Here is a 26,204-nt window from a genome sequence, read left to right as displayed (position 1 = left end):
GCGGTGGGGCGCCCCGGCCGAGCCCGCGCCTACGCGCAGTACTGGGCTTCCTTGCCGATCGAGCGGTACATGCAGTCCGCGTTCTCCAGCAGCTGGAGCACGGCGTCCTTGTTGCGGGCGGTCTCGCGGTCGATGACCTCGTCCGGCGGGTAGAAGCCGCCGCCGCCGCTCTCCGGGTACATCTCGAAGGTGTACGCGAAGATCTTCTGGTTGCCCCACAGCCAGTCGTCGATCGTGCCGTCGGTGATGTACAGGTCGCTCGACTGCTCCGGGGTGTAGCCGTTGCTCGCCGCCATGCTGGTGCCGATCTTCTTGTACACGGCGAGGTCGTCGGCGGTCAGGCCGGGCGCGGTGTCGTTGTAGGTCCAGCCGAAGGGCCACAGGACCAGTTCGCTGTACGTGTGGAAGTCGATCGCGGCCGTGATCTGCTGCTTGCCGCCGACGACGCGGCTGCGGACGAAGTCCGAGACCACCTTGACCTCGGGCGCCGACTCGGCGGCCGCGCCGCGGTACGTCTCGGAGCTCTTGCTGCCGCTGGAGCCGCCGCAGCAGCCCCACTTGTAGTTCCAGTTGCGGTTCTCGTCCGTGCCGACGTACGAGGATCCGCTGTTGGGCTGGCGGTTCTTGCGCCAGGAGCGGTAGGAGCCGGTGGCGATGTCGTACTCGCCGCCGTCGGGGTTGAGGTCCGGGATGATCCAGATCTCGCGGCCGTTGACGGCGTTGGTCACCCGGGAGTCGGTGCCGTACTTGGAGCCGAACTCCTTGAGCAGGTAGAGGGCCATCTCGACGGTCAGGTGCTCGCGGGCGTGCTGGTGGTGGGTGAAGAGCACCTCGGGTTCGGCCTCGTCCGTCGCGACGTTGTCGCTGATCTTGATGGCGATGAGGTCCCGGCCCTGGTACGACTTCCCGATCACCTTCTTGCTCATGATCGAGGGGTACTGGGCGATGCGCTGGTCGATCTCCGCGTTCATCTCGGCGAAGTTGTGGTACTTCGAGTCCGCCGAGGGGAAGTCCATCGGGCCGGCGGCGATGCCCGGCAGGGAGCGGTCCGGGGGTCCGGGCAGCGGGGTGAGCGTGTAGCCGAGCGCGCGCAGGTTCTTGGCCTGCATGGTGTCGGCGCTGACGACCACCGAGCGGGCGTCGACCTCGTCGATCGAGGCGCCGGTGCGCAGCAGGGCGGTGCGTTCGGCCGGTGTGGACGGGCCCTGGATCTCGTACTGGACGATCGCCTCGTCCTGGGTGGCGGTGGACGGGGTGGGCGGTGGTGATGCCGTGGCGCTCATGCCGTAGGCGGGTGCGCCGAGCGCGAGCGCCAGCAGGGCCGCCGTGACGGCGGCCCTCCGGCGGGTGTGTAGCCGCATGCGTTCTCCTGGGTGGGGAGTGTGGGGGTAGCCGTGCGGACGCGCACAGCGTGCTCTCATGGCATGTTCCGGTCAAGAACCCGCTGTGTTCCTCGGACCCGAATCAGCCACGCGGTCAGCCACCCCCACACCTACCGCCTACGGGAGCCCGTGGACCTTGGGACCCACCGCGTTGGACCAGGCATTACCCGCCTTGGCGTCCCAGTTCGTCGACCAGGTCATCGCACCGCGCAGCCCCGGGTAGGTCTTCGACGGCTTGAAGGACCCGCAGTTCGTGCCCCGGGCCAGGCAGTCCAGCGCGTTGTTGACGATGGTCGGGGAGACGTAGCCGCTGCCCGCGCCGCTGGGGGAGGCCGGGACGCCGATGCCCACCTGGGAGGGGTCGAGGCCGCCCTCCAGCTGGATGCAGGCGAGCGCGGTGAGGAAGTCCACCGAGCCCTGGGAGTAGACCTTGCCGTCGCAGCCGTTCATCGAGCCGCTGTTGTAGTACTGCATGTTGACGACGGTGAGGATGTCCTTGATGTTCAGCGCCGTCTTGAAGTAGCCGCCCTGAGTGGACTGCATGTCGATGGTCTGCGGGGCCATCGTGATGACGAGCGAGGCGCCCGCCTTCGCCGACAGCGCGCGCAGCGCCTGCGTCATGTAGGTCGGGTTGAGGCCGTTCTCCAGGTCGATGTCGATGCCGGAGAAGCCGTACTCCTGCATCAGCGCGTACGCCGAGTTCGCGAGGTTGGTCGCGGAGGCGGAGTCGTTGACCGAGATGGTGCCCTTCTCGCCGCCGATGGAGAGGATGACCGACTTGCCGGCGGCCTTCTTCGCGGCGATGTCCGCCTTGAACTGCGCGACGGTGTAGCCGCCGAGTCCGGCCGAGTCGAGGTTGAAGGCGATGGCGCCGGGCGTGGTCGTGGCGTCGGCGAAGGAGACGGCGATGATGTCGTACTGGGCCGACACGTCGGAGATCTTCTGGACGGTCGCGCCGTTGTTGAAGTTCTGCCAGTAGCCGGTCAGCGCGTGCTTGGGGACGCCCGGGTTCGGGTTCGGATTGCCGCCGCCGGTCGTCGTCCCCGTCACCGGGGCGGACTTCGGGCCCTCGCCCGCCGCGTTGTACGCGCTCACCTGGAAGGAGTACGAGGTGGACGCGGTGAGTCCGGTGATCTGGGCGGAGGCGCCGGTCACGGTCTGGACGCGGACGCCGTCCTGATACACGTAATAGCCGCTCGCCCCGCTGACCGCGTTCCACGAAAGGGTGAGCCCGCTCGCGCTCTGGCCGGAAACGGCGGTCCCGGCCGGGGCGCCGGGGACGCTCGGGCCGGGGTCGGTGCCCCCGCCGCCGTCCGGGCCGAAGACGCTGAACTCGTCGACGACGTAGGCCGGCTGACCGTACCAGCCGTGGGTGTAGACGGTGACCTGGGTGGTGCTCGGGCCGGTGGTGAAGGTGGTGGAGAGCTTCTGCCAGCCGCCGCCCGAGCCGGGGGTCCAGGTGGAGACGTCCTGGGTGCCGGTCCCGGTCGCGCCGAGGTACACGTAACTGCCCTGGACCTGCGTGCTCAGCGTGTAGGTCGAGTTCGGCTTGACCGTGACGGTCTGGCTGCAGCGGGCGTTGTCGGAGCCGGCCGGGGTGCCCTTGAGGGCGCCGGCCCCCGCGTAGACGGGCGAGGAGACGACGGCGCCGCTGCCTCCCGTACAGGACCAGTTGGCGAGGCCGGACTCGAAGCCTCCGTTACGGGCGACGTTGATGTCGGCGGCCTGCGCGGTGCCGGTGGCGAGGGCGGTCAGGCCGCCGGCGGCGAGGGTGGCGGCGCCCAGCAGGGCGAGGGAGCGTATGCGGTTCACGTGGGCTCCGGTGGGGGGAGGACGGAAGGGTGAGGGCAAGTGGGGTGCCCGTGGGCCAAGTTGGTCCAGACCAATCCTCGTGTCAAGAGTCTTTGCAATGTGGCTTGAAATGCGCGACTGTCGGATCCTTGTTGTCCGGGTTTCCGGCTACCTGTGACATGTGCTCACGGCACGGGAATTCCCAAGCCCCTGCCCCGCCAGGGGTGACGCGGATATGGTGCTGGAGCAAGGGGGGAAGTGCGGGGAAAGTGCGCCGATCGTTTGCGGTCGCGCACTCTGTGCGCGTACGCGGCCACGACGCGAACAACCGCGGTGTACGGGGTGAACAGGGGGATTCGCGTGCCGACCGCCATCGCTGTCACCAGCGCAGACCTGGTCCTTCCGGCCCCTGACCGGCACACGCCCGGGGCCGCCGTCCTGCACCCGCCCGAGCAGCTCGACCTGGAGGGCGCGCTCGCCGAGGCCGCCGCCCTGCTGGAGCGCCACGGGCATGTCGTCGCCCTCGTACCGCCCTGGCTGCCCACGGCCACCGTCCGGCGCCTGCACACCGTACGGGCCATCCTCGAAACCGACCGGATCGCGCTCCTCGGCATCGATCTGCCGCCCCTGGGACTGGCCCTGCTGGTACGTCAGCTGCGCCAGCTCAGCGTCTGCGACTTCAGCCCCGGAATCCTTGCCTCCGCGGCCCGGCTGCTCTCCCACTACATCTACGCGGGCGCCCTGCTGGGCTCGGTCGCCAAACTCGACCGGATCCCGGTCGGGCTGAAGGCGCACGCCAGGTCCTGGTCGCCGAGCGCGCAGTTCGCCGTACTGGCCCACCCGACACCGCACCTGGCCCGGCTGGGCGCCTCGGGGGCTCAGGGCGCCGGGAAGGCCGCGGCGGCCCGGGGATCCCAGGGCGCCCAGGGCACGGGCGTGATCCCGGCCGGTCCGGGCTTCGCCACGCACCTCACCTTCGCCCGCGGCCAGCTCACCTCGGACTGGGTGACGGCCGAACTCGCCCCCGCCTGGCAGGTGCAGGGCGTCATGGAGAACCCGCTGCCCGCCGACTCCCCGGGCTGGTGGGGCACCCCGAAACTCGTCGAATTCGCCGCCGCCATCCCGGACCTGTCCGTCCTCTACCAGCTCGTCGCCTCGGTCCGCCGCGAGGAGTGCCGCTGGTGCGGCTTCGAACTCATCGGCGACCGCTGCGGCTTCTGCGCCGCGCCGCTCCAGAGCCAGAGCCCCAGCCAGAGCCCGACCCTGACCGCAACGACCGAACGAAGAACGGCGAGGTAGTACGGACCATGAACTCACGCCAGCGCCGCGGCGTCATCCTGCTGCTCCTGTCGGTCCTGTGCGCCCTCGGGGCCTTCGCCGGAGTGCTCGTGGTCATAGGCGACGTCAACTCCAAGGTCGGGTCCGAGGTCGTCGCCTACCGGGCGAAGGGCGACATCGCCCCGTACAGCCCGCTCGCGGCGGGACAGTTCGAGGAGGTCAGGATCCCCAAGCGCTGGCTGTCCGCGACCGCCGTCACCGATCTCGGCGCGCTCAAGGACAAGATCGCGCTGACCACCCTGAAGAAGGGCTCGCTGCTCCAGGCGGACATGTTCGTCGACCGGCCGCAGCTCCAGCCCGGGGAGCAGGAGATCGCCATCATGATCGACGCGGCGACCGGCGTGGCGGGCAAGATCACCTCCGGCGCCAAGGTCAACATCATCGCCACCTTCAAGGGCGCCAAGGACACCGACCCCTCGCGCTCCGTGATCATCGTGGCCAACGCCCGCGTGCTCGGCGTCGGCAAGCTCACCTCCCTCGACAAGGACAGCGACAAGAAGGGCCCCGCCGAGGCCGTCCCGATCACCTTCGCCCTGAACACCAAGGACACCCAGCGCGTCGCGTACGCCGAGTCCTTCGCGGAGCACGTACGCCTGGCCCTGGTGGCCCCCGGCACCGACTCGGCGCCCAGCGCGGGCGACCGTACGTACACCCTCGACGGCGACAAGTGAGGCCGCCCGGATGACCACCCGAATCCTCCCCGCGGCCGGCGACCCGGACGCCGCACGCCACATCGCGACCCTCATCGGCCAGCTCCCGTCCGTCGAACCGGCCGCCCCGGTCCCCGACTCCACGTCCTTGCTGGACACCCTGGCCCGGCTGGCCGCGGAGTCGATCGACGAGCTCCCCGAGGTCGTCCTCGTCCACGAGCGGATCGGCCCGGTGCCGGCCCTGGAGCTCATCCGCGAGGTCGCCCTGCGCTTCCCGGCCGTGGGCGTCGTCCTCGTCTCCTCGGACGCCGGCCCCGCGCTCTTCTCCGCCGCGATGGACTCCGGCGCGCGCGGCCTGATCGGCCTGCCGCTCTCCTACGAGGAGCTCGCCGCGCGGGTGCAGGCCGCCGCCCAGTGGTCCGTGGGCGTACGCCGGCACCTCGGGCGGGGCGCGGCGGCCGACGTCTTCACCGGGCCCGGCGGCCGGGTGGTCACCGTCACCGGGGCCAAGGGCGGCGTGGGCACCACCTTCACCGCCGTCCAGTTCGCGCTGGCCGCGGCCGCCTCGGGACGGCGTACCGCGCTGGTCGACATGGACCTCCAGGCGGGCGACGTGGGCTCGTACCTCGACGTGCAGTTCCGGCGCTCGATCGCCGACCTCGCCGGGATCCAGGACATCTCCCCGCGGGTCCTGCAGGACGCGGTGTACGAGGACCGCACCGGGCTGGCGCTGCTGCTGGCCCCGGCGGACGGCGAGCGGGGCGAGGAGGTCGACGACCGGGCCGCCCGGCACATCGTCGGCGCCCTGCGCAGCCGCTACGAGATCGTCGTCGTCGACTGCGGGACCCAGGTGACGGGCGCGACCGCCGCCACCGTGGAGATGGCGGACGTGGCGGTGCTGGTCACGACGCCCGACGTGGTCGCGGTGCGGGCCGCGAAGCGGATGGTCCGGATGTGGGAGCGGCTCCAGGTGCGCAAGGCGGAGGACACCGCGATGGTCGTCAACCGCTGGAGCAAGCACACCGAGATACAGCCCGCCCTGATCGAGAAGATCACCAAGACCCGCGCCACCCGGACCCCGGTCCCGGCGGCCTTCAAGGAGCTCCAGGGGGTGGTCGACGCGGGCCGGGTCCAGGACCTGGACAACCGCTCGACGGTCAAGCAGGCCCTGTGGACCCTCGCCGGCGAACTCGGCCTCCTCGCCGCCGCGGAGGACGCGGCGCCGGCGGGCGCGGGCGCGGCCCTCGCAGTGCGCGCTCCGGGCCCGGTGGCCCGGCTGCGGCGCGGCCGGGAGGGCTGACGGATGCGCCGCGTCGGCCGGAAGCGGGATCGGGACCGGGACCGGGGTCAGGTGGCCATCGAGTTCGTCGGCACGGTCCCGCTGATCCTGCTGCTCGTGGCGGCGGTGTGGGAGTGCGTACTGATCGGCTACGCCTTCTCCCTGGCCGGGAACGCGGCGGACGAGGCGGCGCGGGTGGGAGCGGTGAGCGGGCAGGCGGCGTGCGTGACGGCTGCGAAGAAGCACGTCGGCGCCTGGAACATGCAGGAGCCGCTGTGCGGCCTGGACGGCGAGGTCTACAAGGCCACGGTCCGCCTCAACCTCCCCATCCTCTTCCCGGGCCTCGACATCGGCGTCCCCATCGAAGGCAACGGCGGCTCCTCGAAGGAGACGGAGTGACATGGACCGGCAGCGGAAGGACCGGGGCCAGGCGGTCCTGGAGTACGTCGGCTTCATCCCCATCCTGCTCCTCGTCGCGCTCTGCGGGATCCAGCTGGGCTGGGCGGCGTACGTCGTGCAGCAGGCGCAGACCGCCGCTCGTACGGCGGCGCGCGTAGAGGCCCGCAAGCCGGGGGAGGGGGCCGAGGCGGGCAAGCTCGCGATCAAGGAGAGCCTGCGCGCGGCCACGCAGATACAGATCACGCCCGGGGACGCGATCACGGCGACCGTCACCATTCCGATCAAATCCATCGTGCCCGGCGTGGACGACAGGACCGTCACGCGCAGCGCCACCATGCCCAACGACGACCCCGACCCGAAGGGACCCTGACCATGAGCCTGCGTTCCCGGGTCAACACCCCGGACGACCCCCACGGCCCCCGCGAGGACGGCCGCCTCGTCTCCTCCTACCGCGCCAAGCTGCTGGAGGAGATCGACCTCGCCGAGATGTCCGCGCTCGCGCCCGCCGAGCGCCGGGCCCGCCTTGAGCGCGTACTAGGCCACATCATCAGCCGCGAGGGCCCCGTCCTGTCCACCGTCGAGCGCGCCCAGCTGATCCGCCGCGTCGTCGACGAGGCCCTCGGCCTCGGCGTCCTCGAACCGCTCCTCGAAGACGCCTCCATCTCCGAGATCATGGTCAACGGCCCCGACCAGATCTTCGTCGAGCGGGCCGGCCGCGTGGAGCAGCTCCCGCTGCGCTTCGCCTCGCACGAGCAGCTGATGCAGACCATCGAGCGCATCGTCTCCACCGTCAACCGCCGCGTGGACGAGGCCAATCCGATGGTCGACGCCCGCCTGCCCAGCGGCGAGCGCGTCAACGTCATCATCCCGCCGCTCTCCCTGACCGGCGCCACGCTCACCATCCGCCGCTTCCCGCGCGCCTTCACCCTGCACGAGATGATCACCCTCGGCTCACTGGACGAGCAGATGCTCCTGCTGCTGTCCGGGCTGGTCGCCGCGAAGATGAACCTGATCGTCTCCGGCGCCACCGGCACCGGCAAGACCACCCTCCTCAACGCCCTCTCCGGCCTGATCCCGGAGGGCGAGCGCATCATCACCATCGAGGACTCCGCCGAACTCCAGCTCCAGCAGGCGCACGTCATCCGCCTCGAATCCCGCCCCGCGAACGTCGAGGGCAAGGGCCAGATCACCATCCGCGACCTCGTACGCAACTCCCTGCGCATGCGCCCCGACCGCATCATCGTCGGCGAGGTCCGCGGCGGGGAGACCCTCGACATGCTCCAGGCGATGTCCACCGGCCACGACGGCTCCCTCGCCACCGTCCACGCCAACAGCTCCTCGGACGCCCTGATGCGCCTGCAGACCCTCGCCTCCATGTCGGAGGTCGAGATCCCCTTCGAGGCGCTCCAGGACCAGATCAACAGCGCCGTCAACGTCATCGTCCAGCTCACCCGCTTCGGCGACGGCTCGCGCCGCATCACGGAGATCTCCGTCCTCGAATCGCACGGCCGCGAGCCCTTCCGCATCACGACGGTCTGCCGCTTCGTCGCGCAGCCCATGGGCGGGGACGGCCGGGTCCACGGCTACTTCGCCTACTACCCGCTGCCGCGCACCATCGCCGAGCGCCTCTACATGAACAACCAGCCGATCCCGCAGGCCTTCGGTGTCGCCCCGCCGGACGGCTCCCTGACCACCGACCCCCTCACCGACCCCCTCACCGGGCCCCTCCCCGCCGGCCCCCTGCCCTCCGACCCCCTCGCCGCCCGCATCACCCGGACCGCCCTGTGAACCCATTGATCCTCCTCACCCTCGGCGCCACCCTGCTGGCCTGCGTGTTCGTGGTCGTCGGCCTCCAGGCGTACGTGGCCGGCCGCGCCCAGCGCGCCGCCCTCATCGAACGCCTCTCGGCGAGCGGAGTCCCCGAACCCCCGGGCCGGGTGCGCCGCTTCCGGGAGATCGACCGGCGCCTGCGCAAGACCACCCTGGGCCGCCGCATCGAGATCAAGCTCGCCGTGACCGGCCTGGACCTGACCGTCGGCGAGTTCTTCGTCTACATGCTGGCGGCCGTCGCCGGGATATGGCTGATCGCCGCCTCCTTCCTGGCGCCCTTCTTCGGCCCGGTCGCCGGCCTCCTCGGCCTGTGGGCGGCGAACGCCTTCCTCAACTGGCAGCGGGCCCGGCGCACCGAGCGGTTCATCAACCAGCTCCCCGACCTCGCCCGCATCCTCGCCAACGCCACCCAGGCCGGGCTGGCCCTCCGTACGGCCATCGGCATGGCGGCGGAGGAGCTGGAGGCGCCCGCGGGGGAGGAGCTGGCCCGCGTCGCGGACCGGCTCGCCGTCGGGCACTCCATCGAGGAGGCGCTGGGCGAGATCGCCGAACGGCTCCCCTCGCGGGAACTGGTCGTACTGGTCACCACCCTCGTGCTGTCCTCCCGCGCGGGCGGCGCGATCGTAGGCAGCCTGCGCAACCTCACCGTCACCCTCGAACAACGCAAGGAAACCCGCCGCGAGATCCGCACCCAGCTGTCCCAGGTGACGGTAACGGCCTACCTGGTGCCGGTCATGGGCGTCGGCTCCCTCCTCCTCGTCGACACGATGATGCCGGGCGCCCTGGACCGTATGACCGGCTCCGTCATCGGCCAGACCGCCGTCCTGGTGGCCCTCGGCCTCTTCGCGCTCGGCTTCGTCTTCATCCGCCGCCTGTCCAAGATCGACGTATGAGGAGGCGGGGATGATCGCTCTGCTCCTTGCCCTGGCCGTGGCCCTCTCGGTCCTCGGCGCCTTCCACGGCATCCGCCTCTACCGCGCCGAGGTCAAACTCCCGACCGACCTGGCGCTGGCCCTGGAGGTCGGCGCCACCCGCACCACCGTCGTCGGCTCGCTCGTCGACCGCGCGGGCATCCGCTACGCCCCGCTGATACTGCGCCTCATGGGCCCCGACCGGGTGGCCCGCAAGCGCCGCCAGATCGACACCGCCGGCAACCCGTCCGGCCTGACCATCGACCGCTACGCGGCGCGCCGCGCCGTCTACGCAGCCCTGGGCGGGCTGGGCGCCTTCTCGATGCTGCTCAACGGCCAACTGGTCCTGGCCCTCCTGATGGTCGCCTTCGGCTTCTTCTGGATCGAGGTCGGTCTGTGGTCGGCCATCCGGATCCGCCGCGACCACATCGAGCGGACCCTGCCGGACTTCCTCGACGTGCTGGCGGTCGTGGTGAGCGCCGGGCTGGGCTTCCGCCCGGCGCTGGAACGAGTGGCGGACAAGTACCAGGGCCCCTGGTCCGACGAGATCCGCATCACCCTCCAGCAGATGGCGATGGGAGTCAGCCGCCGCCAGGCCTTCGACGAACTGCGGCGGCGCAACGACAGCGAACAGGTCGCGCAGTTCGTCACCGCGCTCCAGCAGGGCGAGGAACTCGGCTCGCCCATCGTCGAGACGCTGATCGCGATCGCCGAGGACATGCGCCGCACGGACGCCCAGAACGCCCGCCGCCGCGCCGCCCGCGCCGTCCCGAGGGCGACGCTGGCCGTCACGATGTTCATGCTGCCGGGCACGATGATCCTGCTGATCGGCGGGTTCGTGTACGGCGCGAACGTCGACTTCGGCGCGATGCTCGGGGGCGGGTGACATGGCCGCCACCACTGCGGGGGGCACGGCCTGGCTGGGCTCCCCTTCCCCTGGTCTTGCACCCGCGCGGGGGCACTCAGGCGAGCCAAACCCAGCCCCGCCGGCGTTTGAGGCGCGGGGTTCGGGGCGGAGCCCCGGTCTTGTAGCCGCACCTGCGGACTCAGACGGGGCACAATCAGCCTCGCCGGCGTTTGAGGCGCGGGGTTTGGGGCGGAGCCCCAGTCCTGTACCCGCACTGGGGCACTCAGACGGGGCGCAATCAGCCTCGCCGGCGTTTGAGGCGCGGGTCCGGGCAGAGCCAGGGCGCAGCCCGCAGGGCGCCTCCGCAACACTCCGGCTGCAGGCGAACGCCTTACAGGCCCTGTGCCGCCAGGTCTGCATCTTCCGGATGGCGATGATCGCCCTCGGCACCCCCCTGGCCCTCGCCCGCACAGCCCCCGGCTTCCCGACGTACCTCGTCGCCGGCGCCATCGTCCTCACCTTCATGTTCTCGTACGTACCAGTCCGCGACTGGCCCCGCTTCGGGCCGCTACTGCTGCGCCACCGCTGGATCCTGGCAGTGGACATGACGGTCAGCGGCCTGCTCCTGATCACGGCCACCCCCGCCTCCCCGCTCGGCTTCGTCGCCGTCTGCACGCCACTGCTCGCCGGCCTGGTCTACGGGTGGCGCGGCTCGGCGGTCTACGCGGCCGTGCAGGCCTGCGCCGTGGCGGCGCTCGGCACGGTGTCCGCCGCGACGGGTGCCGGCGCCGCCACCGCGACCAGCCTGATGCTGGCCCTGCTCTGCCTGCTGGCGGGCGCGGCCGGATCCTGCCTGCGGGACCTCCTGCTCCGCTTCGGCGCGGCCAGGGCCCGGCTGGCGGTGGCCGAGGCGGTACGGGCGGAACGCGACCACCTGGCCCGCGAGATGCACGACTCGGTGTCCAAGACCCTGCACGGCCTGGCGCTGGCGGCCGACGCCCTGTCCCGCACCACCGACCCGGAGGCGATCCGCCGCAACGCCGACCTGATCGCGGGCGCGGCCCGCCGCGCGGCGACGGAATCCCGCGAGCTCCTGACGGACCTCCGCCGAGACCTGGCCCCGGACGCGCCGGGCGTCTCCCTGGCCGCGGAACTCCGCGCCCGGATCGCCTCGTCCTCGCCCTCGTCCGGCTCCGCCGAGCTACGAGTGTCAGGCCCCCTGCCCCCGCTGCCCACCCCACTGGCGCACCACCTCCTCGCGGTGGCCTCGGAAGCCCTGGAAAACGCCCACCGGCATGCGGGGGCCGGCGCACACATCACGGTGGAGACAAAGGTCGACGCCACTCACCTCCACATGACGGTCGAAGACGACGGCTGCGGCCCACCCGCGGACCCTCCCGGCGCCGGCCACTTCGGCCTCCTCGGCATGAGGGAACGCGCCGCCGCGATCGGCGCCACCCTCCACATCGGCCCGCGCGCCGACGGCGCCACCGGCACCCGGGTCCGTCTGACCCTCCCCCTGGCGGCCCTCGCGGAAGGGGCCCGCTGATGGCGCCGCCGCTCCGCGTCCTGATCGCCGACGACAACCCGGTCGTCCGGGCGGGCCTGGCGGCCCTCCTGACCACCACCCCCGACATAGAGGTGGCCGCCTGCGCGTCGGACGGCGGCGAGGCCCTCCACCTGACGCGGCTCCACAGCCCCGACGTGATCCTGCTGGACGTCCGCATGCCGGGCGTGGACGGCATCTCGGCGCTGCCGCACCTCGTACAGCTGGCTCCCGTCCTGATGCTGACGTACAGCCAGGAATCGGAGATCGTGCGCGAGGCCCTGCTGCTGGGCGCGGGCGGCTACCTGGTCCACGGCGAATTCACGCCAGACCATCTCCTGGCGGCCGTTCGTGACGTACGTGCGGGACGGGCACATTTCAGCCCGACGGCGGCGAGCGCCTTGCTCGCGGAACTCCGGGCCTCTTCGCATCCGCAACGAACTGTGGCACAGTCTTCAGAGCGCTACCGTCCCAACCGCATTGAATTCGGGCTGAGTTCGCGTGAGGAGGAGGTCATGGATCTCATCGCGACCGGGATGAGCAACCAGCAGATCGCGGCCACCTGCTTCATCAGTGAGAAGACGGTCAAGAACCACATCAACCGCATCTTCGCCAAGCTCCAGAGCGCGACGCGGAGCGAGGCGATAGCGCGTTGGCTGGGAACCACCCGTCCAGGGGTGACCGGTCATGGGTAGACGGAGTGCGCAGTGGGTCCGTAATTGGGTCCCGGGACCCTTTGCAACTGCTGGTGTTCGGTCGTACCGTCCGCGAATCGACTACGGCGCCGGCCCTGGAGGGGACCACCATGCAGAAGCCCAAGCTGCTCAAGGCGATCGTCGAACGGCAGAACCGGCGAGGCGGGGACAAGGGTCAGACGGTCTTCGAGTACCTGGGGATCATCGTGATCATCGTCTTGATCATTGGGGCGATCGTGGGGTCGGGGCTCGCCAACACCATCGCGAACGCCATCACGGCTGCCTTGGGCGAGATCACGGCCAACTGATGGCCGAGGCGCCATCGCACGACAGAGGGCAGGCCTTCCCCATCTACATCGTGGTGGTGACGGGCCTGCTCTTTGCCGCTTTCGCCTTCGTCGTTGTGGGCATGGCCGGTGCTACCCGCAGCGAGGCGCAGGGAGCCGCCGATGCGGCGGCGCTGGCGGCTGCCCGTGAAGTAAGGGACAACGCCTTCCGGGGCATGGATCTCCTCGCTCTCACGGAGGGCGATTGGGAGGAGATTCTCGACGGTGATCGTCTGGGTGCGCAGGGGGGGTGCGGGAAGGCCCTTGCCTTCGCGGAGCTGAACGACGCCTCTGCGACCTGCGAGGCGAACATCCCGGAGTTCACGGTCACGGCCACCACCAACGATGCGGTCGGAAAGTCGGTGATCCCGGGCAGTGAGAGCGTGAAGGGCAACGCTACGGCGAAGGCCGTGATCGAACCTCGCTGCACTTTGAAAGCCGGGCCAACGCCGACGCCCACCCCGACACCAAGCCCGACGGCAAGCCCGACGCCTTCGCCAAGCGGAGGTACCCCGGGACCGCCCGCCAGCTTCGTCTTCCGATGCAAGGGTGGTGCCGTGGTCACGTGGAACCCTGCGAGTTCGGACCCGTTGACCAAGCTGGCGAGGCAGCTCTTCATCGTGCGACTGACCGACTGACAGAGAACTAGAGACAAGGAAACGGCGTACATGAGCATTCGGCAGAAGGTGAAGGTCCGCGGGGGAGCGGCCGTTGCGGTTGCGGCGGTCTTGGCCCTCACGTTGGCCGGATGCGGCGGCGATGAGAAGCCGAAGGAGGCGGCGAAGTCCTCGACTCCACAGAGCCAGGGGAGCACGCCCCAGAAGTCCGCGCCGGCGACGGGCAGTAGCGCTGCCCCGGTTGAGGTGATCGCGACGAGCCAGGGGCCGGCCGGGGTCGTACTGGAGATCAATTCAGCCGTGCGTGACCAAGACGGATACGTCACTGTCAGCGGCCAGATCAAGAACGCCGGTACCGCGCCGTTCACGCAGATTGCCGCCTTGCGTGGCGATGAGAAGAACGCCAGCCCTGCATCGGTTGCGGGCGCCACCCTGGTTGACGCTGTCGGCAAGAAGCGATACCTCGTGCTGCGGGACACCGAGGGCAGGTGTGCCTGCACGACTGGACTGAGTATCGTCAAGAGCGGGGAGAGCATCCCGTTCTTCGCGCAGTTCCCCGCACCACCCGCCACCACGACCGAGGTCGTCTTCGGCCTGCCGACCTTTGCCGCGGCCCCCATCAAAATCTCCGGGTGACCCCATGACCACACGCCATCGCACCACCGCTGCCTCGGCCGTCGTCGGTCTCGTGATCGCCGGCGTCCACTTCATAGGCGCGACCAGCGCCCACGCCGATGAGCCCTCCGTACCACCGGGCACGGAGCCGTCCGCCTCGGCCCCCACACCCGTAAAGCCCGACTCCCCACGGCTCAAGCTCCCGCAGGGCGGCACGCTCGCCCCGCCGAAGGTCCTTGACATGGTCGAGGTCGTCGAAGACATCGGGGGCGAGGAGCGTCGCCAGGAGACCAACCAGACCGTCATGATGGCGCTCCAGTCCGAGGTGCTGTTCCCCGAGGACAGTGCCGTGTTCAACGCGCAGGCGGCGGCCCGGATCCAGGCCATCGCCAACGAGATCAACCAGGCGAAGGCGACCCGTATCCGGGTCTTCGGGTTCACCGACGACCAGGGCAGCTACGAGCACGGCAAGGAGCTGTCGAAGAAGCGGGCCGACGCCGTGCAGGCGGAGCTGGCCAAGACGGTCACCAACCCCAGCGTCGTGTTCGACGTCCGCGGCTACAGCGAGGACTACCCGATCGCCGACAACACCACGGAGGAGGGCCGCAAGAAGAACCGCCGCGTCGAGATCACCTTCCCGCGCGGCGCGGGCGGCTAGCTACGCGGTCTGGATCGCGTCTGCCGGGACCTCGAAGACGAACGCGATTCCGTCGCGCTCGTTCCCCTGCTCGCCGACGCGCGTGAAACCGAAGCCCGCGATGGTGGCCAGGGAGGCGCTGTTGTCGGACCTGATGCGGGCCCGGACGGTCCTGACACCGGGTTCGGCGGCGGCCCTGACGAGCAGTGCCCTCAGCATGGCGCGGGCATAGCCCTGGCGGCGGTACGCGGGCACGACGGAGAAGCCGACCTCGACCATGCCGGCCTCGTCCGGCGGCCCGTGGAACCCGGCGTCCCCGACGACGATCCCGTCCGGCTCGGACACCGCGGCCCGCGTGGTCCAGGGTGCGGCGGACGGGTCTTCGGCGAGCTGGTTGGCGCGGTACTCGAAGATCGAGCGGGCCCGGTCGCAGACGAAGTGTTCGTCAAGGGTGACCCCGGCCTCGGCGCTGCCGCCGGCGAGGTCGCCGTCGGCGAGCGCCCGCAGGGCCTTTGCGTTGAGCTCGACGAAGCGGATGCGCTTGGGGGTGGGGTGAGGTTCGTTGTTCATCGCGGAGATGCTCGCCCAACGCCGCAGGGCTGTCCACCGCGTTTAGTCGGCCAGGAGGTGGTCGGCCTTGCCCGCCTTGATGTCCCGGATCAGTTGGCGCAGGGCGTCCGTGGTGTCGGTGAGGTACGTGTCCTCCCGGCCGGCGATGGCGATGTAGCTGTTCCCGCCCCCGTCCACCCCGATTCGGTAGCAGGCGCTTCCTTCTGCGCAGTACGGCTCTTCCCAGGTGATGTCCGGCATGGCTGCTCCCCTAAAGTCCCTGCGCGATGGAGCGGATGAGGTCCCGCGTGCCCTTCGGGGACAGCGTGATCTTCTCCATCCAGTCCAGGTGTGCCCGGTACTTGCTCAACTGTGCCTCAGCGTGCACGTATTCGGGCCCATGCGTGCTGTCGACCTGGACGGTGTCCAACTGGGGGACCGGTCCCTCGGCGTAGGTCAGCGTCTGTCCAGAGCCTGGGAAGGCGCCCGCGCTGAACGGGATGGCGAGCAGGGTGATGTTGTCTTGCTCGGACTTGCGCAGCAGGTGTTCCAGTTGCGCCTTCGCCACCTGCGGTCCGCCGAACTGCATCCGCAGGGCAGCTTCGTGCACGATGCCGGTGTACCGGACTGGGTCGGCCCCTTCGAGTACCTGCTGGCGTTCCAGTCGGAACTCCAGCCGGAGCGCGAGCTCGTGCTCCGGCAGTTGTGGCACGGCAACCCCGAAAATGGCGAGGGCGTGGTCGAAGGTCTGGAGTAGCCCGGGGATGTGCACCGCGAGGGCGGTGCGCAGGTGTGGCGAATGGGCCTCCAGCTCGGCGATGTCGAGCAGTTGGGCAGGCAGGCAGCCCCGATAACGGTCCCACCAGGCCCGTTGGCTGGGCTCAGCCATCGCGACGAGGGCGTCGATGTACGCCTCGTCGGCGCAGTCGCAATTGCAGGCCAGGGTGCGCAGCCGGTCGACGCTGATGGCGCGGTAGCCCTGCTCGATCTGCGAGAGGCGGGACCGGTCGACCCTGAGCAGCCCGGCCGCCGTCTCCGCGGGGACGTCCGCCGCCAGTCGCATCCGCTTCAGTTCCGTGCCCAGTCGGCGCTGCCGCTCGGTCGGCGATGTTCTGGCCCCCACGTCATCCTCCCTCGGGCTATGCCTTCGCAGTCTGCCCCGCGGGGCACCGCCGTGGCCACCGAGCCGGGATATTTCCCGCGAGGTGTAAAAATGTGCACCGGCACGCTACGGTAGGTAACGCACCGCTCACGTAGGGGAGTTGAAGTGCATCGCCGCAGCATGCCTCGGGCCTCGGCGACGAGCCACGCTCCCCGCCCGCGTCAGCCATCCGTGCGCGCCGAACTCGCCGTAGTCACCTTCGACCTCAGGGAGTCCGCGATGTCCACCCACCCCTTCACCGCCTGCCCCTCGTCGCCGCCCGCGACCGTCGGGAACGAGCCGCCCGCGCTCGACACGCTCACGTGCAGCCTCACCATGCCCGGCGAACCGCTCAGCGCCCAGATCGCGCGGGCCGCCGTACGGTCCGTCCTGCACGCGTACCGGCTCGACCCGCTCGCGCCCGCCGCCACCCAGGTCACCGGGGAACTGGTCGCGGCGGCCTGGCATTTGGACCCGGGGCGGAGCCTGTACCTGTCCGTCCGCTACCGGGACGACGCACTCCGGCTGACCGTCTACGACGGCCACGCCGCCCACGCGCGCCCCCGACTCGCCGCCCACTGCGAGGCCCGGCGGCGGGCGGCGCTGCGGCTGGCGTCCGCGGTGGTCCGGGAGTGCGGCGGGGCCTGGGGCTTCGGGGAGTCCCGAGAGCCGGGCGGCGGTACCCGAACCTGGGCCAGCCTGCCCCGGCGCGGGGCCGCCGGCTACCTCGGCGGATGACCGGCCGGCCCGGCTACGGGATCAGGTGGTAGAAGGTCTCGACCACCTTCGTGTCGAACGGCGGCGCGCCAACCTCCTGCGCGGCGGGAACGACCTTCTCCTCCACGAAGCGCCGGTAGTCGGCTTCCGACTCCCATACGTCGACGACCTGCCAGCCGCCCCTCTCGCTGGGCGCCGCGACATGGGCGAGCAGCCCGGCGGGCGGGTTCCCGGGGTCCGGGAGCACCCGGTCGTGGACCGCCTGGTAGATCTCCTGGGTCCAGTCCGCGCCCCGGTTGTAGACCAGAACGGCCATCTCGGTTCCTCGTTTCCGTGCGCCATGGGGGAGGGGGTTCCACCTGCGACGCTACGACCGCGGACGGGCCCGGGCGAGCCGTGGCGGCCCGCCCTACGCCGTCTGCCGGAACGGCGCGTCAGCCGAACTGGCCCGGCTGGTAGTCGCCGGCCGGCTGCTGGATGATCACGTTCATGCGGTTGTAGGCGTTGATCAGGGCGATGAGGGACACCAGGGCGGCCAGCTGCTCCTCGTCGAAGTGCTTGGCCGCGTTCGCCCAAGCCTCGTCCGAGACACCGCCGGCCGCGTCGGCTATGCGCGTGCCCTGCTCCGTCAGCTCCAGGGCCGCACGCTCGGCCTCGGTGAACACCTTGGCCTCGCGCCACACCGCGACCAGGTTCAGGCGCACCGCGGTCTCCCCGGCGTGGGTGGCGTCTTTGGTGTGCATGTCCGTGCAGAAGCCGCAGCCGTTGATCTGGCTGGCCCGGATCTTCACCAGCTCCTGCGTGGCGGCCGGGAGGGTCGAGTCGGTGACGGCCTTGCCCGCGGAGTTGATGTACTTGGCGAACTTGGCGGCGACGGGGTTGGCGTAGTAGTTGAGGCGGGCTTCCATGGTGGTTTCTCCTTGCCGTGTCGACGGTTACACAGCACTGACGCATGGGCCCGGGCGAATGTGACAGGACGCCGACGCGGATCGGCCTGACCCGCGTCACGGTGGGGCGCCTTCGGCTACGGCGCGTTGATCCCGAGGTTCTGGTTGGTCGTGTTCTTGCCCTCGGGGCTGAGGATGTTGTTGTTCGTGCTGATGTTGTTGAACAGCGTGACGACCCCGCTGAGATTGATGGGGAGGATCGACCCGCCGCCGCCGCCGCCTCCTCCTCCGTCGCCGCTGGGGCAGCCGCTGCCGGTGATGGTGACGGCGTCACTCGCCGACGTCAGGATTCCATCCTCGAGCTCGCTGGCGGTGACCGTGTTGGTGGCGACGCCGCAGGGGGCGTCAGGAGCGACATCGAGGGTGACGTCGATCGTTACGGTGCTGATGGTGTCGAGTCGCCAGTCGCAGAGGATCCCCGTCTCGCTGCTCGTGCAGCCCTGGCCCGGGGTCGGGATGACGTCGTTGGCTTGCACGTTGAGCTGCGCCTCGGTGAGTCCCTGCGGGTAGAGGTCCGTGATGCGCACCAAACCGAGGGTCGGCTCGTTGCCGGTGTTCCGGACCGTGATGTGGTAGATCCCCTGCCCGCCACGGGTGAAATTCCCCTCGTGGGTCTTCGTGACGCTGATGCGGGGCTGGGCGGATGCCGGGGTGGCCCCGATGGTGAACGGCAGGACGACGCCCAGTCCGAGGACGGCCGCGAGGGCCGATGCCCGTCGCCTCAACGTTTGCATGGACATGGTGAGTTGCTCCCTGTCGGGTGTTCACGCGGGCTGCCTGGCGCTACGGCAACGCCCCGCGCGCGGCCGGATCACGGGGTGCCTGACCGCTTCACCCGATCGCCCCAGCCGGTCAGCCGGTCAGCCGGTCGGCCGTGAGGCGTCGAGCAGCAGCTCCGCGACCTCGCGCGCCCGGTGGGCCGGGTCCGAGCCCGGGTTGAGGGAGGCCACCGCCGTCGCGCCCTCGACGAGCATCAGGAGCTGGTCGGCGAGGGTCGGCGGCCGGTCGGGGGTCAGGTCGGCCAGCAGGGCGCGGAGTTGCGTCTTGTGGGTGCGGACGATCTCCGGGGCGGCCGCGCCGAGTTCGCCGTACGTGTTGAGGAACGCGCAGCCCCGGAAGTCGGGCTCGGCGAACCAGTCCGCGAGCCAGTCGAACGCCGCCAGGACGCGGGCGGCGGGGTCCGCCGGGGCGAGGGCGGCCGTGCGCAGGGAGCCCAGCCAGCGGCGGTCGCGGCGCTCCAGGTAGGCCGTGAGCAGCGACTCCTTCGCCGGGAAGAGCCGGTACAGGCGCTTGAGTGGGACCCCCGAGGCCGCGCGGATGCGGTCCATGCCGACGGCCTGGATGCCGTGCCGGTAGAACAGCTCCTCCGCGGCGTCGAGCAGCCGGGTGCGTGCCTCTTCGTCGTCCATGGCGGCAGGGTAGCCGGTTTTCGCTTGCGCTGAGAACGATCGTTCTCGTAGCGTGGAGAACGACCGTTCTCGATCGACTCCGCCGCTCGGAAGGAACCCCCATGACCCGTCCGCCCCTGCCGCCCTTCACCGAGGAGTCCGCCCGCGCCAAGGTGCAGGCCGCCGAGGACGCCTGGAACAGCCGCGATCCCGAGCGCGTGGCCCTCGCGTACACCGAGGACTCGGCCTGGCGGAACCGCGACCGCTTCCTCACCGTCCGCGCCGAGATCCGCGCGTTCCTCGCCGACAAGTGGGAGCGCGAGCTGGACTACCGGCTCCGCAAGGAACTCTGGGCGTACACCGGCAACCGCATCTCGGTCCGCTTCGAGTACGAGTGGCACGACGCCGCCGGCCAGTGGTGGCGCAGCCACGGCAACGAGCAGTGGGAGTTCGCCGACGACGGCCTGATGCGGCGCCGCGAGGCCAGCATCAACGACGTCCCGATCGAGGAATCGGAACGCCGCCTGTTCAATCGGTGAACAGGCCGCCGAGCAAGGAGGAGGCGGAGTCGACCTCCTCCTTGCTATAGCCCGTCCTGAACCTCAGTTCGTCCGTGCCCAGACATTCCGCCGTTACGTCGATCAAGGCCTTCCAGTGCTGTGCGGTTTCCGACGGGAATTCCCTGGACGTCCCGCCGGATCCGTGGACTTCCGGTAGCTCCGAGATGTGAAGGGTCCGACTGCCTGAAGGATCCCGGGAGGTGAAATGAACCTCTACCCCGCCGGTGGCGAGGGCTCTCCGGATATCGCGCGCGAGCCCTAGGATCTCGACGGGGTAGCCCGATGGGATTCCCGCTGCGGAAAACTGCTCTTCGGGGACGCTGTGAAGTTCCTTCGTTACCTGGAAAGCGGTCTTGAACTGCTGTGCGGTCATCACCGCGCTGGGAACGTCGTCATTCCAGTTCATCGTAATAGGTCTTCCCTTCCTTTGGCGTGAAGACAGTACCCCCGTTGCCGTCCTCGATGACCACGACATTCTTGTCGGTGTCCCAATACGCTACGCGGCCCCGTTCCAGGAATCTCGGCTGCAGCACGGTGGGAACATCTCCGTTGATGACGCCGTCCACGTAGTATTCCAGTGCGTTCGGGCTGACGTCCTTCACATAGTGCTCGAATCCGGCCGGATCCTGGGCGCGCTTTCGTGAATGATCCGCGATGTTCTGAGATATGGGGTCGACTTGGGGACAGGGAGAAAGCCCCAGCGGGTCGGCCCAGGTCAGCGGGTTGTGGACATAGGCGGTGGGATTGGGTGCCGGACCCAGGCCGAGCGGGTCGATGCTGAGATAGCGGCAGGCTTCCGGGTCGTAGTGGCGGTGGAAGTTGTAGTGGAGGCCGGTCTCCGGATCGAAGTACTGGCCGGGGAAGCGCAGGGGGGTGTAGGTCTTGCTCGATGCCGCCCAGGTCGTCGTCCCCCACAGCGTGCTGCGGGCGCGCCACGCCAGGGCGCCCGACTCGTCGATGAGCTCGCTCGGCGCGCCGACGAGATCGGTGACGATCGCGAAGAAGCGCTCGTCGATGGCGCTCTGCCGGGCATCGGCCGGAAGGATGCGTTCCGTCTGGGCCAGCGGCCGCAGGCCGCGGTGGTCCCAGGTGAGGGTCACGGCATGCGGCAGGTGTTCCGACTCGGTCGTCTGCTCGCACAGGACGGCGGAGTCCCAGGTGAACGTCACCTGTTCCAGAACGGCCCGGCCGCCGACGGCGAAGCGCTGCTTGGCGATGCGGCGGCCCAGCGCGTCGTACAGGTAGCGCCATACCGCACCGTCCGGTGTAGTCACCCGGACGAGCCTGTCCTCGGCGTCCCACGCGTAACGCCAGGTGTCGGGCTTGCGTGACAGCCGGGTCTTCCGGCGCACCACGACCCGTCCCTGTGCATCGTGCTCGTAACGCACGTTTCCTGCCCGCGTGATGCGAGTGCCGACGTAGGAGCGGCTACCGGTGGCCTCCTGGGCGGGGTGGACCCGGGGCCAGGAGGCCTCGGTCTGGTTTCCCGCCTCGTCGTAGGCGTAGCGCTCGGTCCAGTTCGCCGCGTGCACCGCGGTGACGCGCCCTGCCGCATCGAGGTCGAAGCTGCGGCTGCCCGAGAGGTGGTCGTCCACGGCGAGGAGGTGGCCGTCCGAGCGGTAGGTGTACCCGCGGCGTTGCAGCAGACCGTCCCGGCCGCTGACCTGCTGATCGGTGAGACGTCCTCTGGCGTCGAACTCGTGTCGGAGGGTGACGGTCTCGCCGATGTGGCGAGCCAGCTCGCGGCCCACGGCGTCGTGATCGAACGTGAGGGTGCGCCCGGACGTGGTGAGTTCCGTCCGCCGGCCGGCCGCGTCGTACGCCCAGGTGCTGAGCGCCCCGCTGGGGGTCGTCCTGCCGGTTCGACGGCCCAGCGCGTCATGGGTGAAGGCGAGCGTGCGGTCGTTCACCGTCTCGGACACGAGGCGCCCGAAGCGGTCGCGCAACTGCGTCACGGTGGCATCGGGGGCCGCAGCCTCGGCCAGTGAATCGAAGATGTCGTACTCGAAGGTGGTGACCGCCCCCGCAGCATCCTTGCGGATGATCTGGCCGAGCTCGTTGTACTCGTACCGGACGCGCTGGCCGAGCCCGGTCGTCCGGGTGACGAGACGGCCAGCGGCGTCGTAGGAGTAGACGATGATGCGACCGTCGAAGTCCTTCTCAGAGGTGAGCCGGCCCACCGGGTCGTAGGTGTACTCCCACGTCAGCCCCTGCGGGTCGGTGACCTGGGTGAGCCTGAGGTTGGTGTCGTGGCGGAACTCGTAGCGCACGCCGTCCGGCCCGGTGCGCGCGGTCACGAGGTCGAAGTCCGTGTGCTCGTAGGCCGTTGCGCCTCCCATCGCGTCCGTATGGCCGACGCAGTTGCCCTCGCCGTCGTACACCCACGACTCCACGGCTCCGTCGGCTTCCATGCGGTGCGCGAGCTTGCCTTCCGCGCTCCATCCCAGGCGGACGACCGCTCCCAGCGCGTCGGTTATCGCGATCGGGCGGCCGAAGGCGTCGCGTTCGTAACGCGTGGTCGCGCCCAGTGGATCGGTGACGGTGACGGGGAGCCCGGCCTTGTCGCGCCGCACGTTCGTGCGCTGGCCGAGGGCGTCCGTGATCGTGACGAGGTGGCCGGCCCCGTCGTATCCGAAGTGGGTCGTCACCCCCGACGGATCGGTGAGGGACGTGCGGTTGCCGCGCGCGTCGTAGGTCTGGCGGGTGGCGTTGCCGTCCGTACCGATGATGCGTACGGGAAGGCCGAGCTCGTTGTACTCGGCACGCGAGAGGCGTCCGTCCGGTCGTTCCGCCGTGGTCAGCCGGCCGTGCTCGTCGTAGGTGTAGCGGCTGACGTGGCCCAGCGGATCGGTGCGTGAAAGCAGGCGGTGGCGCCGATCGTACGTGAAGCGGGTTACCGCTCCCAGGGCGTCGATCTCGGCGACAACCTGGGAGTGGTCGTTGACGAGGTGGCGCTCGGTGTTGCCCATGCCGTCGGTGAGCGAAGTTACGCGAAGCCCGGTGGCGGGGTCGGTGTCGTCCCAGGTGAAACGGGTTTCGAGGTGGCCGTTTCCGCCCGACTGGTACGTGCAGCGGTCCTGGGCGTCGTACGCGTAGTCGAAGCGACAGCCGTTGGTGTCGGTCCACGAGGTGATGCGGCCGTGCTCGTCGCAGCCGAAGCGCAGCGAGCGGCCGGTGGCATCGCAGACCTCGTTGAGGTGTCCGTCGGCGTATCCGTAGTGCTGGATGGCCAGGTCGGTGCCGTCGGGGGCCGCGCCGGCCAGACGGAGGGCGGTGACCCTGCCCTCGGCGGTCGTGAGGTCGAGCCGGTAGCGGCCGTGGTGGATGATCGATGTCGGTGCGCCGGACTCGTCGTACTCGAAGACGATCCAGCGGCCGTTGCGATCGTCGATCTGCGTCAGGAGCGCGAGCTCGGAACTGAGGTCGGCGAAGTGCCAGACCCTGCCCGTATCGGGGTCGGTGACCGTGTAGCCGTCGTCGACCCGGTCGAGGGGCCATTGCCGTCCGTGGGTGGGCATGACCGGAACACCGGCTGCGGGGTGGGGGTAGGCGAGGAGGCTGCCCTCGTCACAACTGAAGACGACTCCCTCGGAGTCGATGTCCAGGCGTTGGTCGACGGTGGACGACCACGCCGGGCCGAACCAGCGACCGGACCGGCGGGAGGAATCGAACGTCCGTCGGAACGTCAGGGGTAGGGAGCCCGGAAGGGCGATGTCGGTCTGGGGCAGGAGCATGCGGCCCGTCGCGATGTCGATCGGGTCCTTCTTGCATACCGTGTCGCTGCACCGCTGCCCGTTGCCATCCGGGTTCCGCTCGTGGTCGCCACGCGAACGGGACGGCTTCTCCCCATCGGGCAGGTGGCGGGGCGTGCGTATGCCAGCGCGCAGGCCGCCGCGCAGGAGGCCGGTGCCCTTGCTTCCGATGATCTCCGGGATGAGGCGTCCGATGAACTCTGCAGGGTCGCCCTTGGCGGCTTCCCAGGCGTTCTTCAGCGCGCGGTCGGGGTTGGCGGCGGTGGAGGCCAGCCCGGCGAGCGTGGTGTTGATGCCCTTGTACCACTCTGCCGGGTGAGTCAGATTGTAGGGGTCAAGGGGGTTGACCGAGCGGACGAAGTTGACCAGTCCGGCGCCTCCCTTGATGATGCCGCCGGCCAGGTGCAGGCCCTGCACGCCCATCATCAGGTTCTGGTCGACGAACTCGTTCATGAGCCTTTCGCGGCCGGCGGGCTCCTTCGGCGCGAAGGCCATCGCCGCCGTGACGGCGCTCTTCGCGGTCTCGGCCGACTCGTTGCGCGCCCGCCGGGCGTCTGCCAGGATCTCCCGGGCGCGGGCACGCTTGGACTTGCCCGGGTCATCGAAGTCGCCGGGGTCGGGCAGCGGATGGTCGCTGGTGCGGGCGGCGTTGTAGGCCTTGACCTTCGTGTTGTGGGCCTCCGCGGCCTTCCTGGAGTCGCCGTCACCCTCCTTGTACAGAGCGATGGCCTCCCTGGCCTTCCCCTGGGCCGTGGTGATCGCCTTGGAGTACGCCTCCAGGGCCTTGGCGGCGTCCTCGCACGCGTCCGCCGCCCTCATCCAGTCCGTCGGCAGGGTCTGGAACTTCTCGCGGAAGGCGTCGGCGGCCTGGCCCTTCCAGTTGGCCGCATCGAGTTTCTTCATGCCGCTGCCGACCAGGTCGAACGCCTTCTGGAAGTCCTGGAGGTGCTTCACCGTGGTGGCGATCTTTTCCGGGTTCCCGTGGATCAGCTCATCGGCCTCCTCGGTCTGCCCGAGCTGTTGCTCCCCCACCTCGGCCCCGAGGGAGGAGGCGGTCTCGTCGCCCCAGTCCTCGACCGCGTCCGCCCAGTCGTCCGCGCCGACCGTCTCCAGGACCTCGCCGACCCTGTCGGTGGTCCAGTCGACGCCCTCCCCGACCAGCTGCTTGCCCTTGTCGATCCCGCTGTCGACCTTGTCGACGAACCTGTCGGCCAGCCCACCCCAGTCCACCATCAGAGGTTCTCCCCCCAACGCGGCTCTTCAGCCTGCTCGATCGTGTCCTGGGAGGGATCGAGGTCCTCCTTCAGCTGTTCGTCCATCCGGTCCCGGACAGCCGGGTCGATGAAGCCGGAGCGCTCCATGGAGTCCAGCTGCGCATCCATGACGTCGTAACCCGTGTCCTTCCAGGTCTGCTTGACCTCGGCGTGCGCCTCGGAGAACGACTTGCCGCTCCAGTCGGCGTTGTCCCACATGTGCTGGTCGCGGACCGTGCTCCAGTCCATCTCCTTGACCTCGTCCTCCGACAGGTGCGGGTTGCCGTCGAGGGAGTTCACGCCGATCTTGAACGAGTCCTTGATGTATAGGTCCTGCTCGGAGAACGAGCCAGCCGACAGACCCACGCCCTGCGCGAAGGCGTTACCGCGCAGCGTGAGCGCCCGAACGCCCCACCCCCACCGGTTGCAGAACATCTCGAACTCGGCAGTCAGGCCGCCGTGCCCTAGCTCCATGCCCGTCAGGGCGAGGCCGGAGAAACCGCGTCCGACGGACGCCTCACTGAACGTGCCGAGTTCCTTCAGTTCGGCGTGCGCCTTGTTGATGCCCCGCGCGATCTCGACCATGGCCCATGCCGGCGCTTCCAGGTCCGCATTGTTCCCGCTCACTGCTTCCCCCCGAGATCCACTACCGCCGCGTCGGGCACGACGCCCTCGACCGGCGGGAAAACCATGCCGTCAGCACTGCCCGCGTCCAGCGCCACACCAGCGGGGCCCGGCAGCATCGGAACCATGACGTCCAGCAGCCGCGCACCGAGAATCGTGCGGTAGGTCCACTCCCGCTCGGCGTCTCCCTGAGTACGGGCGAACCGGGCCAGCGCCTCCTCGTCGGAGAACGCGCAGATCCAGCGCACGCCGCTCCAGTCGGACGTCCACAGGCTTCCGTACGCGTCGAACGGCACGAGCACCGCCGTACGCCGGAATTCGCCCAGTAGGCGGGCAAATCGATGTCTCGCAGTCGCCAACGCGTCACCCGGGCCGATGGCGCCGGATGCGTCGAACGGCTGCCCCGCGGG

At 70.0% G+C, this 26,204-nt stretch carries 29 protein-coding genes; 16 read left to right on the top strand and 13 right to left on the bottom strand.

Features of this window, described 5'->3' with window-relative positions:
* Nucleotides 1-29: 29 nt before the first annotated feature.
* Both ACFWBN_RS18205 and ACFWBN_RS18200 read right to left on the bottom strand, forming a co-directional pair.
* Nucleotides 30-1,361: a M14 family metallopeptidase gene (locus tag ACFWBN_RS18205; RefSeq protein ID WP_385177741.1), complete on the bottom strand. Its 1,332-nt coding sequence runs from the start codon at nucleotides 1,359-1,361 to the stop codon at nucleotides 30-32.
* Nucleotides 1,362-1,499: 138 nt separating this feature from the next.
* Nucleotides 1,500-3,194: a chitinase gene (locus ACFWBN_RS18200; protein ID WP_385177739.1), complete on the bottom strand. Its 1,695-nt coding sequence runs from the start codon at nucleotides 3,192-3,194 to the stop codon at nucleotides 1,500-1,502.
* Between the two features lie 339 nt (nucleotides 3,195-3,533).
* Between ACFWBN_RS18200 and ACFWBN_RS18195 the strand changes: the two genes are divergently transcribed.
* From ACFWBN_RS18195 to ACFWBN_RS18130, 14 genes are all read left to right on the top strand, one after another.
* Nucleotides 3,534-4,472, top strand: a complete 939-nt coding sequence (locus ACFWBN_RS18195) for a hypothetical protein (protein WP_385177737.1) — start codon at nucleotides 3,534-3,536, stop codon at nucleotides 4,470-4,472.
* Nucleotides 4,473-4,480: 8 nt separating this feature from the next.
* Complete coding sequence (cpaB, locus tag ACFWBN_RS18190) at nucleotides 4,481-5,182, top strand: Flp pilus assembly protein CpaB (RefSeq protein WP_385177735.1); 702 nt, start codon at nucleotides 4,481-4,483, stop codon at nucleotides 5,180-5,182.
* 10 nt (nucleotides 5,183-5,192) lie between these two features.
* Nucleotides 5,193-6,461, top strand: coding sequence for a CpaE family protein (locus ACFWBN_RS18185; protein WP_385177732.1), 1,269 nt, complete (start codon nucleotides 5,193-5,195; stop codon nucleotides 6,459-6,461).
* Nucleotides 6,462-6,512: 51 nt separating this feature from the next.
* Nucleotides 6,513-6,839 (top strand): TadE family protein, encoded by a 327-nt coding sequence (locus ACFWBN_RS18180; RefSeq protein ID WP_385177730.1) that lies wholly within the window; start codon nucleotides 6,513-6,515, stop codon nucleotides 6,837-6,839.
* Nucleotide 6,840: 1 nt separating this feature from the next.
* Nucleotides 6,841-7,209, top strand: coding sequence for a TadE/TadG family type IV pilus assembly protein (locus ACFWBN_RS18175; RefSeq protein WP_385177728.1), 369 nt, complete (start codon nucleotides 6,841-6,843; stop codon nucleotides 7,207-7,209).
* 2 nt (nucleotides 7,210-7,211) lie between these two features.
* A complete protein-coding gene (locus ACFWBN_RS18170) occupies nucleotides 7,212-8,627 on the top strand; it encodes a CpaF family protein (protein WP_385177726.1) in 1,416 nt (471 codons plus the stop codon).
* Complete coding sequence (locus ACFWBN_RS18165) at nucleotides 8,624-9,562, top strand: type II secretion system F family protein (RefSeq protein ID WP_385177723.1); 939 nt, start codon at nucleotides 8,624-8,626, stop codon at nucleotides 9,560-9,562. The genes ACFWBN_RS18170 and ACFWBN_RS18165 overlap by 4 nt, the downstream gene beginning before the upstream one ends.
* 13 nt (nucleotides 9,563-9,575) lie before the next feature.
* Nucleotides 9,576-10,466 (top strand): DUF5936 domain-containing protein, encoded by an 891-nt coding sequence (locus tag ACFWBN_RS18160; RefSeq protein WP_385177907.1) that lies wholly within the window; start codon nucleotides 9,576-9,578, stop codon nucleotides 10,464-10,466.
* A 388-nt stretch (nucleotides 10,467-10,854) separates the two neighbouring features.
* On the top strand, nucleotides 10,855-11,976 hold the full coding sequence (locus ACFWBN_RS18155) for a sensor histidine kinase (RefSeq protein ID WP_385177721.1): 1,122 nt from the start codon (nucleotides 10,855-10,857) through the stop codon (nucleotides 11,974-11,976).
* Nucleotides 11,976-12,668 (top strand): response regulator, encoded by a 693-nt coding sequence (locus tag ACFWBN_RS18150; RefSeq protein ID WP_385177719.1) that lies wholly within the window; start codon nucleotides 11,976-11,978, stop codon nucleotides 12,666-12,668. The genes ACFWBN_RS18155 and ACFWBN_RS18150 overlap by 1 nt, the downstream gene beginning before the upstream one ends.
* A gap of 110 nt (nucleotides 12,669-12,778) precedes the next feature.
* Nucleotides 12,779-12,976 carry a hypothetical protein gene (locus tag ACFWBN_RS18145; protein ID WP_385177717.1) on the top strand — a complete coding sequence of 66 codons (198 nt, stop codon included), beginning with the start codon at nucleotides 12,779-12,781 and terminating at the stop codon, nucleotides 12,974-12,976.
* Nucleotides 12,976-13,632: a pilus assembly protein TadG-related protein gene (locus tag ACFWBN_RS18140; RefSeq protein ID WP_385177715.1), complete on the top strand. Its 657-nt coding sequence runs from the start codon at nucleotides 12,976-12,978 to the stop codon at nucleotides 13,630-13,632. Before ACFWBN_RS18145 ends, ACFWBN_RS18140 begins: the two co-directional genes overlap by 1 nt.
* A gap of 30 nt (nucleotides 13,633-13,662) precedes the next feature.
* On the top strand, nucleotides 13,663-14,247 hold the full coding sequence (locus ACFWBN_RS18135; protein ID WP_385177713.1) for a hypothetical protein: 585 nt from the start codon (nucleotides 13,663-13,665) through the stop codon (nucleotides 14,245-14,247).
* Between the two features lie 4 nt (nucleotides 14,248-14,251).
* Nucleotides 14,252-14,884 carry an OmpA family protein gene (locus ACFWBN_RS18130; RefSeq protein WP_385177711.1) on the top strand — a complete coding sequence of 211 codons (633 nt, stop codon included), beginning with the start codon at nucleotides 14,252-14,254 and terminating at the stop codon, nucleotides 14,882-14,884.
* Here ACFWBN_RS18130 and ACFWBN_RS18125 read toward each other — a convergent pair whose 3' ends face one another.
* Genes ACFWBN_RS18125 through ACFWBN_RS18115 form a run of 3 tightly spaced genes read right to left on the bottom strand, consistent with a single transcriptional unit; the run spans nucleotide 14,885 to nucleotide 16,535 of the window.
* Nucleotides 14,885-15,433, bottom strand: coding sequence for a GNAT family N-acetyltransferase (locus ACFWBN_RS18125; protein WP_385177709.1), 549 nt, complete (start codon nucleotides 15,431-15,433; stop codon nucleotides 14,885-14,887).
* A 42-nt stretch (nucleotides 15,434-15,475) separates the two neighbouring features.
* Complete coding sequence (locus ACFWBN_RS18120) at nucleotides 15,476-15,673, bottom strand: hypothetical protein (protein WP_385177707.1); 198 nt, start codon at nucleotides 15,671-15,673, stop codon at nucleotides 15,476-15,478.
* A 10-nt stretch (nucleotides 15,674-15,683) separates the two neighbouring features.
* Nucleotides 15,684-16,535, bottom strand: a complete 852-nt coding sequence (locus ACFWBN_RS18115; protein WP_385177705.1) for a helix-turn-helix domain-containing protein — start codon at nucleotides 16,533-16,535, stop codon at nucleotides 15,684-15,686.
* A gap of 258 nt (nucleotides 16,536-16,793) precedes the next feature.
* On the opposite strand from ACFWBN_RS18115, the gene ACFWBN_RS18110 reads away from it, so the two are divergent.
* Nucleotides 16,794-17,291 (top strand): ATP-binding protein, encoded by a 498-nt coding sequence (locus ACFWBN_RS18110; RefSeq protein WP_385177703.1) that lies wholly within the window; start codon nucleotides 16,794-16,796, stop codon nucleotides 17,289-17,291.
* A gap of 13 nt (nucleotides 17,292-17,304) precedes the next feature.
* Here the strand turns inward: ACFWBN_RS18110 and ACFWBN_RS18105 are convergent, their stop codons facing one another.
* From ACFWBN_RS18105 to ACFWBN_RS18090, 4 genes are all read right to left on the bottom strand, one after another.
* Nucleotides 17,305-17,586: a hypothetical protein gene (locus ACFWBN_RS18105; RefSeq protein ID WP_385177701.1), complete on the bottom strand. Its 282-nt coding sequence runs from the start codon at nucleotides 17,584-17,586 to the stop codon at nucleotides 17,305-17,307.
* Between the two features lie 118 nt (nucleotides 17,587-17,704).
* Nucleotides 17,705-18,178, bottom strand: a complete 474-nt coding sequence (locus ACFWBN_RS18100) for a carboxymuconolactone decarboxylase family protein (protein WP_385177699.1) — start codon at nucleotides 18,176-18,178, stop codon at nucleotides 17,705-17,707.
* A 116-nt stretch (nucleotides 18,179-18,294) separates the two neighbouring features.
* Nucleotides 18,295-18,957, bottom strand: a complete 663-nt coding sequence (locus tag ACFWBN_RS18095; RefSeq protein ID WP_385177697.1) for a hypothetical protein — start codon at nucleotides 18,955-18,957, stop codon at nucleotides 18,295-18,297.
* Nucleotides 18,958-19,077: 120 nt separating this feature from the next.
* Complete coding sequence (locus tag ACFWBN_RS18090) at nucleotides 19,078-19,626, bottom strand: TetR/AcrR family transcriptional regulator (RefSeq protein WP_385177695.1); 549 nt, start codon at nucleotides 19,624-19,626, stop codon at nucleotides 19,078-19,080.
* A 101-nt stretch (nucleotides 19,627-19,727) separates the two neighbouring features.
* On the opposite strand from ACFWBN_RS18090, the gene ACFWBN_RS18085 reads away from it, so the two are divergent.
* Complete coding sequence (locus tag ACFWBN_RS18085) at nucleotides 19,728-20,144, top strand: DUF1348 family protein (RefSeq protein WP_385177693.1); 417 nt, start codon at nucleotides 19,728-19,730, stop codon at nucleotides 20,142-20,144.
* On the opposite strand, the gene ACFWBN_RS18080 is transcribed toward ACFWBN_RS18085, so the two are convergent.
* From ACFWBN_RS18080 to ACFWBN_RS18065, 4 genes are read right to left on the bottom strand one after another with little or no spacing between them, the layout of a single operon-like run.
* Entirely contained in the window at nucleotides 20,134-20,571 is a 438-nt protein-coding gene (locus ACFWBN_RS18080; protein ID WP_385177691.1) for a hypothetical protein, read from the bottom strand. The two genes, ACFWBN_RS18085 and ACFWBN_RS18080, sit on opposite strands and share 11 nt — an antisense overlap.
* A complete protein-coding gene (locus ACFWBN_RS18075; RefSeq protein WP_385177689.1) occupies nucleotides 20,558-25,150 on the bottom strand; it encodes a putative T7SS-secreted protein in 4,593 nt (1,530 codons plus the stop codon). Before ACFWBN_RS18075 ends, ACFWBN_RS18080 begins: the two co-directional genes overlap by 14 nt.
* Nucleotides 25,150-25,797 (bottom strand): hypothetical protein, encoded by a 648-nt coding sequence (locus ACFWBN_RS18070; protein WP_385177687.1) that lies wholly within the window; start codon nucleotides 25,795-25,797, stop codon nucleotides 25,150-25,152. Before ACFWBN_RS18070 ends, ACFWBN_RS18075 begins: the two co-directional genes overlap by 1 nt.
* Complete coding sequence (locus tag ACFWBN_RS18065; RefSeq protein ID WP_385177905.1) at nucleotides 25,794-26,171, bottom strand: SseB family protein; 378 nt, start codon at nucleotides 26,169-26,171, stop codon at nucleotides 25,794-25,796. Before ACFWBN_RS18065 ends, ACFWBN_RS18070 begins: the two co-directional genes overlap by 4 nt.
* Between the last annotated feature and the right edge of the window lie 33 nt (nucleotides 26,172-26,204).

The sequence above is a fragment of the Streptomyces sp. NPDC059989 genome, assembly GCF_042736975.1.
Lineage (GTDB): Bacteria > Actinomycetota > Actinomycetes > Streptomycetales > Streptomycetaceae > Streptomyces.
The sequence above is the reverse complement of the archived record's forward strand: the minus strand, read 5'-3'. Positions and strand labels throughout refer to the sequence as shown.

Excerpts from the sequence above, each read along its gene's own strand:
- ACFWBN_RS18175 (WP_385177728.1), top strand. The coding sequence starts at position 6,841 with ATGGACCGGCAGCGGAAGGACCGGGGCCAGGCGGTCCTGGAGTACGTC.
- ACFWBN_RS18140 (WP_385177715.1), top strand. The coding sequence starts at position 12,976 with ATGGCCGAGGCGCCATCGCACGACAGAGGGCAGGCCTTCCCCATCTAC.
- ACFWBN_RS18090 (WP_385177695.1), bottom strand. The coding sequence starts at position 19,626 with ATGGACGACGAAGAGGCACGCACCCGGCTGCTCGACGCCGCGGAGGAG.
- ACFWBN_RS18110 (WP_385177703.1), top strand. The coding sequence starts at position 16,794 with ATGTCCACCCACCCCTTCACCGCCTGCCCCTCGTCGCCGCCCGCGACC.
- ACFWBN_RS18135 (WP_385177713.1), top strand. The coding sequence starts at position 13,663 with ATGAGCATTCGGCAGAAGGTGAAGGTCCGCGGGGGAGCGGCCGTTGCG.
- ACFWBN_RS18105 (WP_385177701.1), bottom strand. The coding sequence starts at position 17,586 with ATGGCCGTTCTGGTCTACAACCGGGGCGCGGACTGGACCCAGGAGATC.
- ACFWBN_RS18205 (WP_385177741.1), bottom strand. The coding sequence starts at position 1,361 with ATGCGGCTACACACCCGCCGGAGGGCCGCCGTCACGGCGGCCCTGCTG.
- ACFWBN_RS18185 (WP_385177732.1), top strand. The coding sequence starts at position 5,193 with ATGACCACCCGAATCCTCCCCGCGGCCGGCGACCCGGACGCCGCACGC.
- ACFWBN_RS18125 (WP_385177709.1), bottom strand. The coding sequence starts at position 15,433 with ATGAACAACGAACCTCACCCCACCCCCAAGCGCATCCGCTTCGTCGAG.
- ACFWBN_RS18100 (WP_385177699.1), bottom strand. The coding sequence starts at position 18,178 with ATGGAAGCCCGCCTCAACTACTACGCCAACCCCGTCGCCGCCAAGTTC.
- ACFWBN_RS18085 (WP_385177693.1), top strand. The coding sequence starts at position 19,728 with ATGACCCGTCCGCCCCTGCCGCCCTTCACCGAGGAGTCCGCCCGCGCC.
- ACFWBN_RS18155 (WP_385177721.1), top strand. The coding sequence starts at position 10,855 with ATGGCGATGATCGCCCTCGGCACCCCCCTGGCCCTCGCCCGCACAGCC.
- ACFWBN_RS18120 (WP_385177707.1), bottom strand. The coding sequence starts at position 15,673 with ATGCCGGACATCACCTGGGAAGAGCCGTACTGCGCAGAAGGAAGCGCC.
- ACFWBN_RS18150 (WP_385177719.1), top strand. The coding sequence starts at position 11,976 with ATGGCGCCGCCGCTCCGCGTCCTGATCGCCGACGACAACCCGGTCGTC.
- ACFWBN_RS18095 (WP_385177697.1), bottom strand. The coding sequence starts at position 18,957 with ATGTCCATGCAAACGTTGAGGCGACGGGCATCGGCCCTCGCGGCCGTC.
- ACFWBN_RS18130 (WP_385177711.1), top strand. The coding sequence starts at position 14,252 with ATGACCACACGCCATCGCACCACCGCTGCCTCGGCCGTCGTCGGTCTC.
- ACFWBN_RS18145 (WP_385177717.1), top strand. The coding sequence starts at position 12,779 with ATGCAGAAGCCCAAGCTGCTCAAGGCGATCGTCGAACGGCAGAACCGG.
- ACFWBN_RS18170 (WP_385177726.1), top strand. The coding sequence starts at position 7,212 with ATGAGCCTGCGTTCCCGGGTCAACACCCCGGACGACCCCCACGGCCCC.
- ACFWBN_RS18075 (WP_385177689.1), bottom strand. The coding sequence starts at position 25,150 with ATGGTGGACTGGGGTGGGCTGGCCGACAGGTTCGTCGACAAGGTCGAC.
- ACFWBN_RS18080 (WP_385177691.1), bottom strand. The coding sequence starts at position 20,571 with ATGAACTGGAATGACGACGTTCCCAGCGCGGTGATGACCGCACAGCAG.
- cpaB (WP_385177735.1), top strand. The coding sequence starts at position 4,481 with ATGAACTCACGCCAGCGCCGCGGCGTCATCCTGCTGCTCCTGTCGGTC.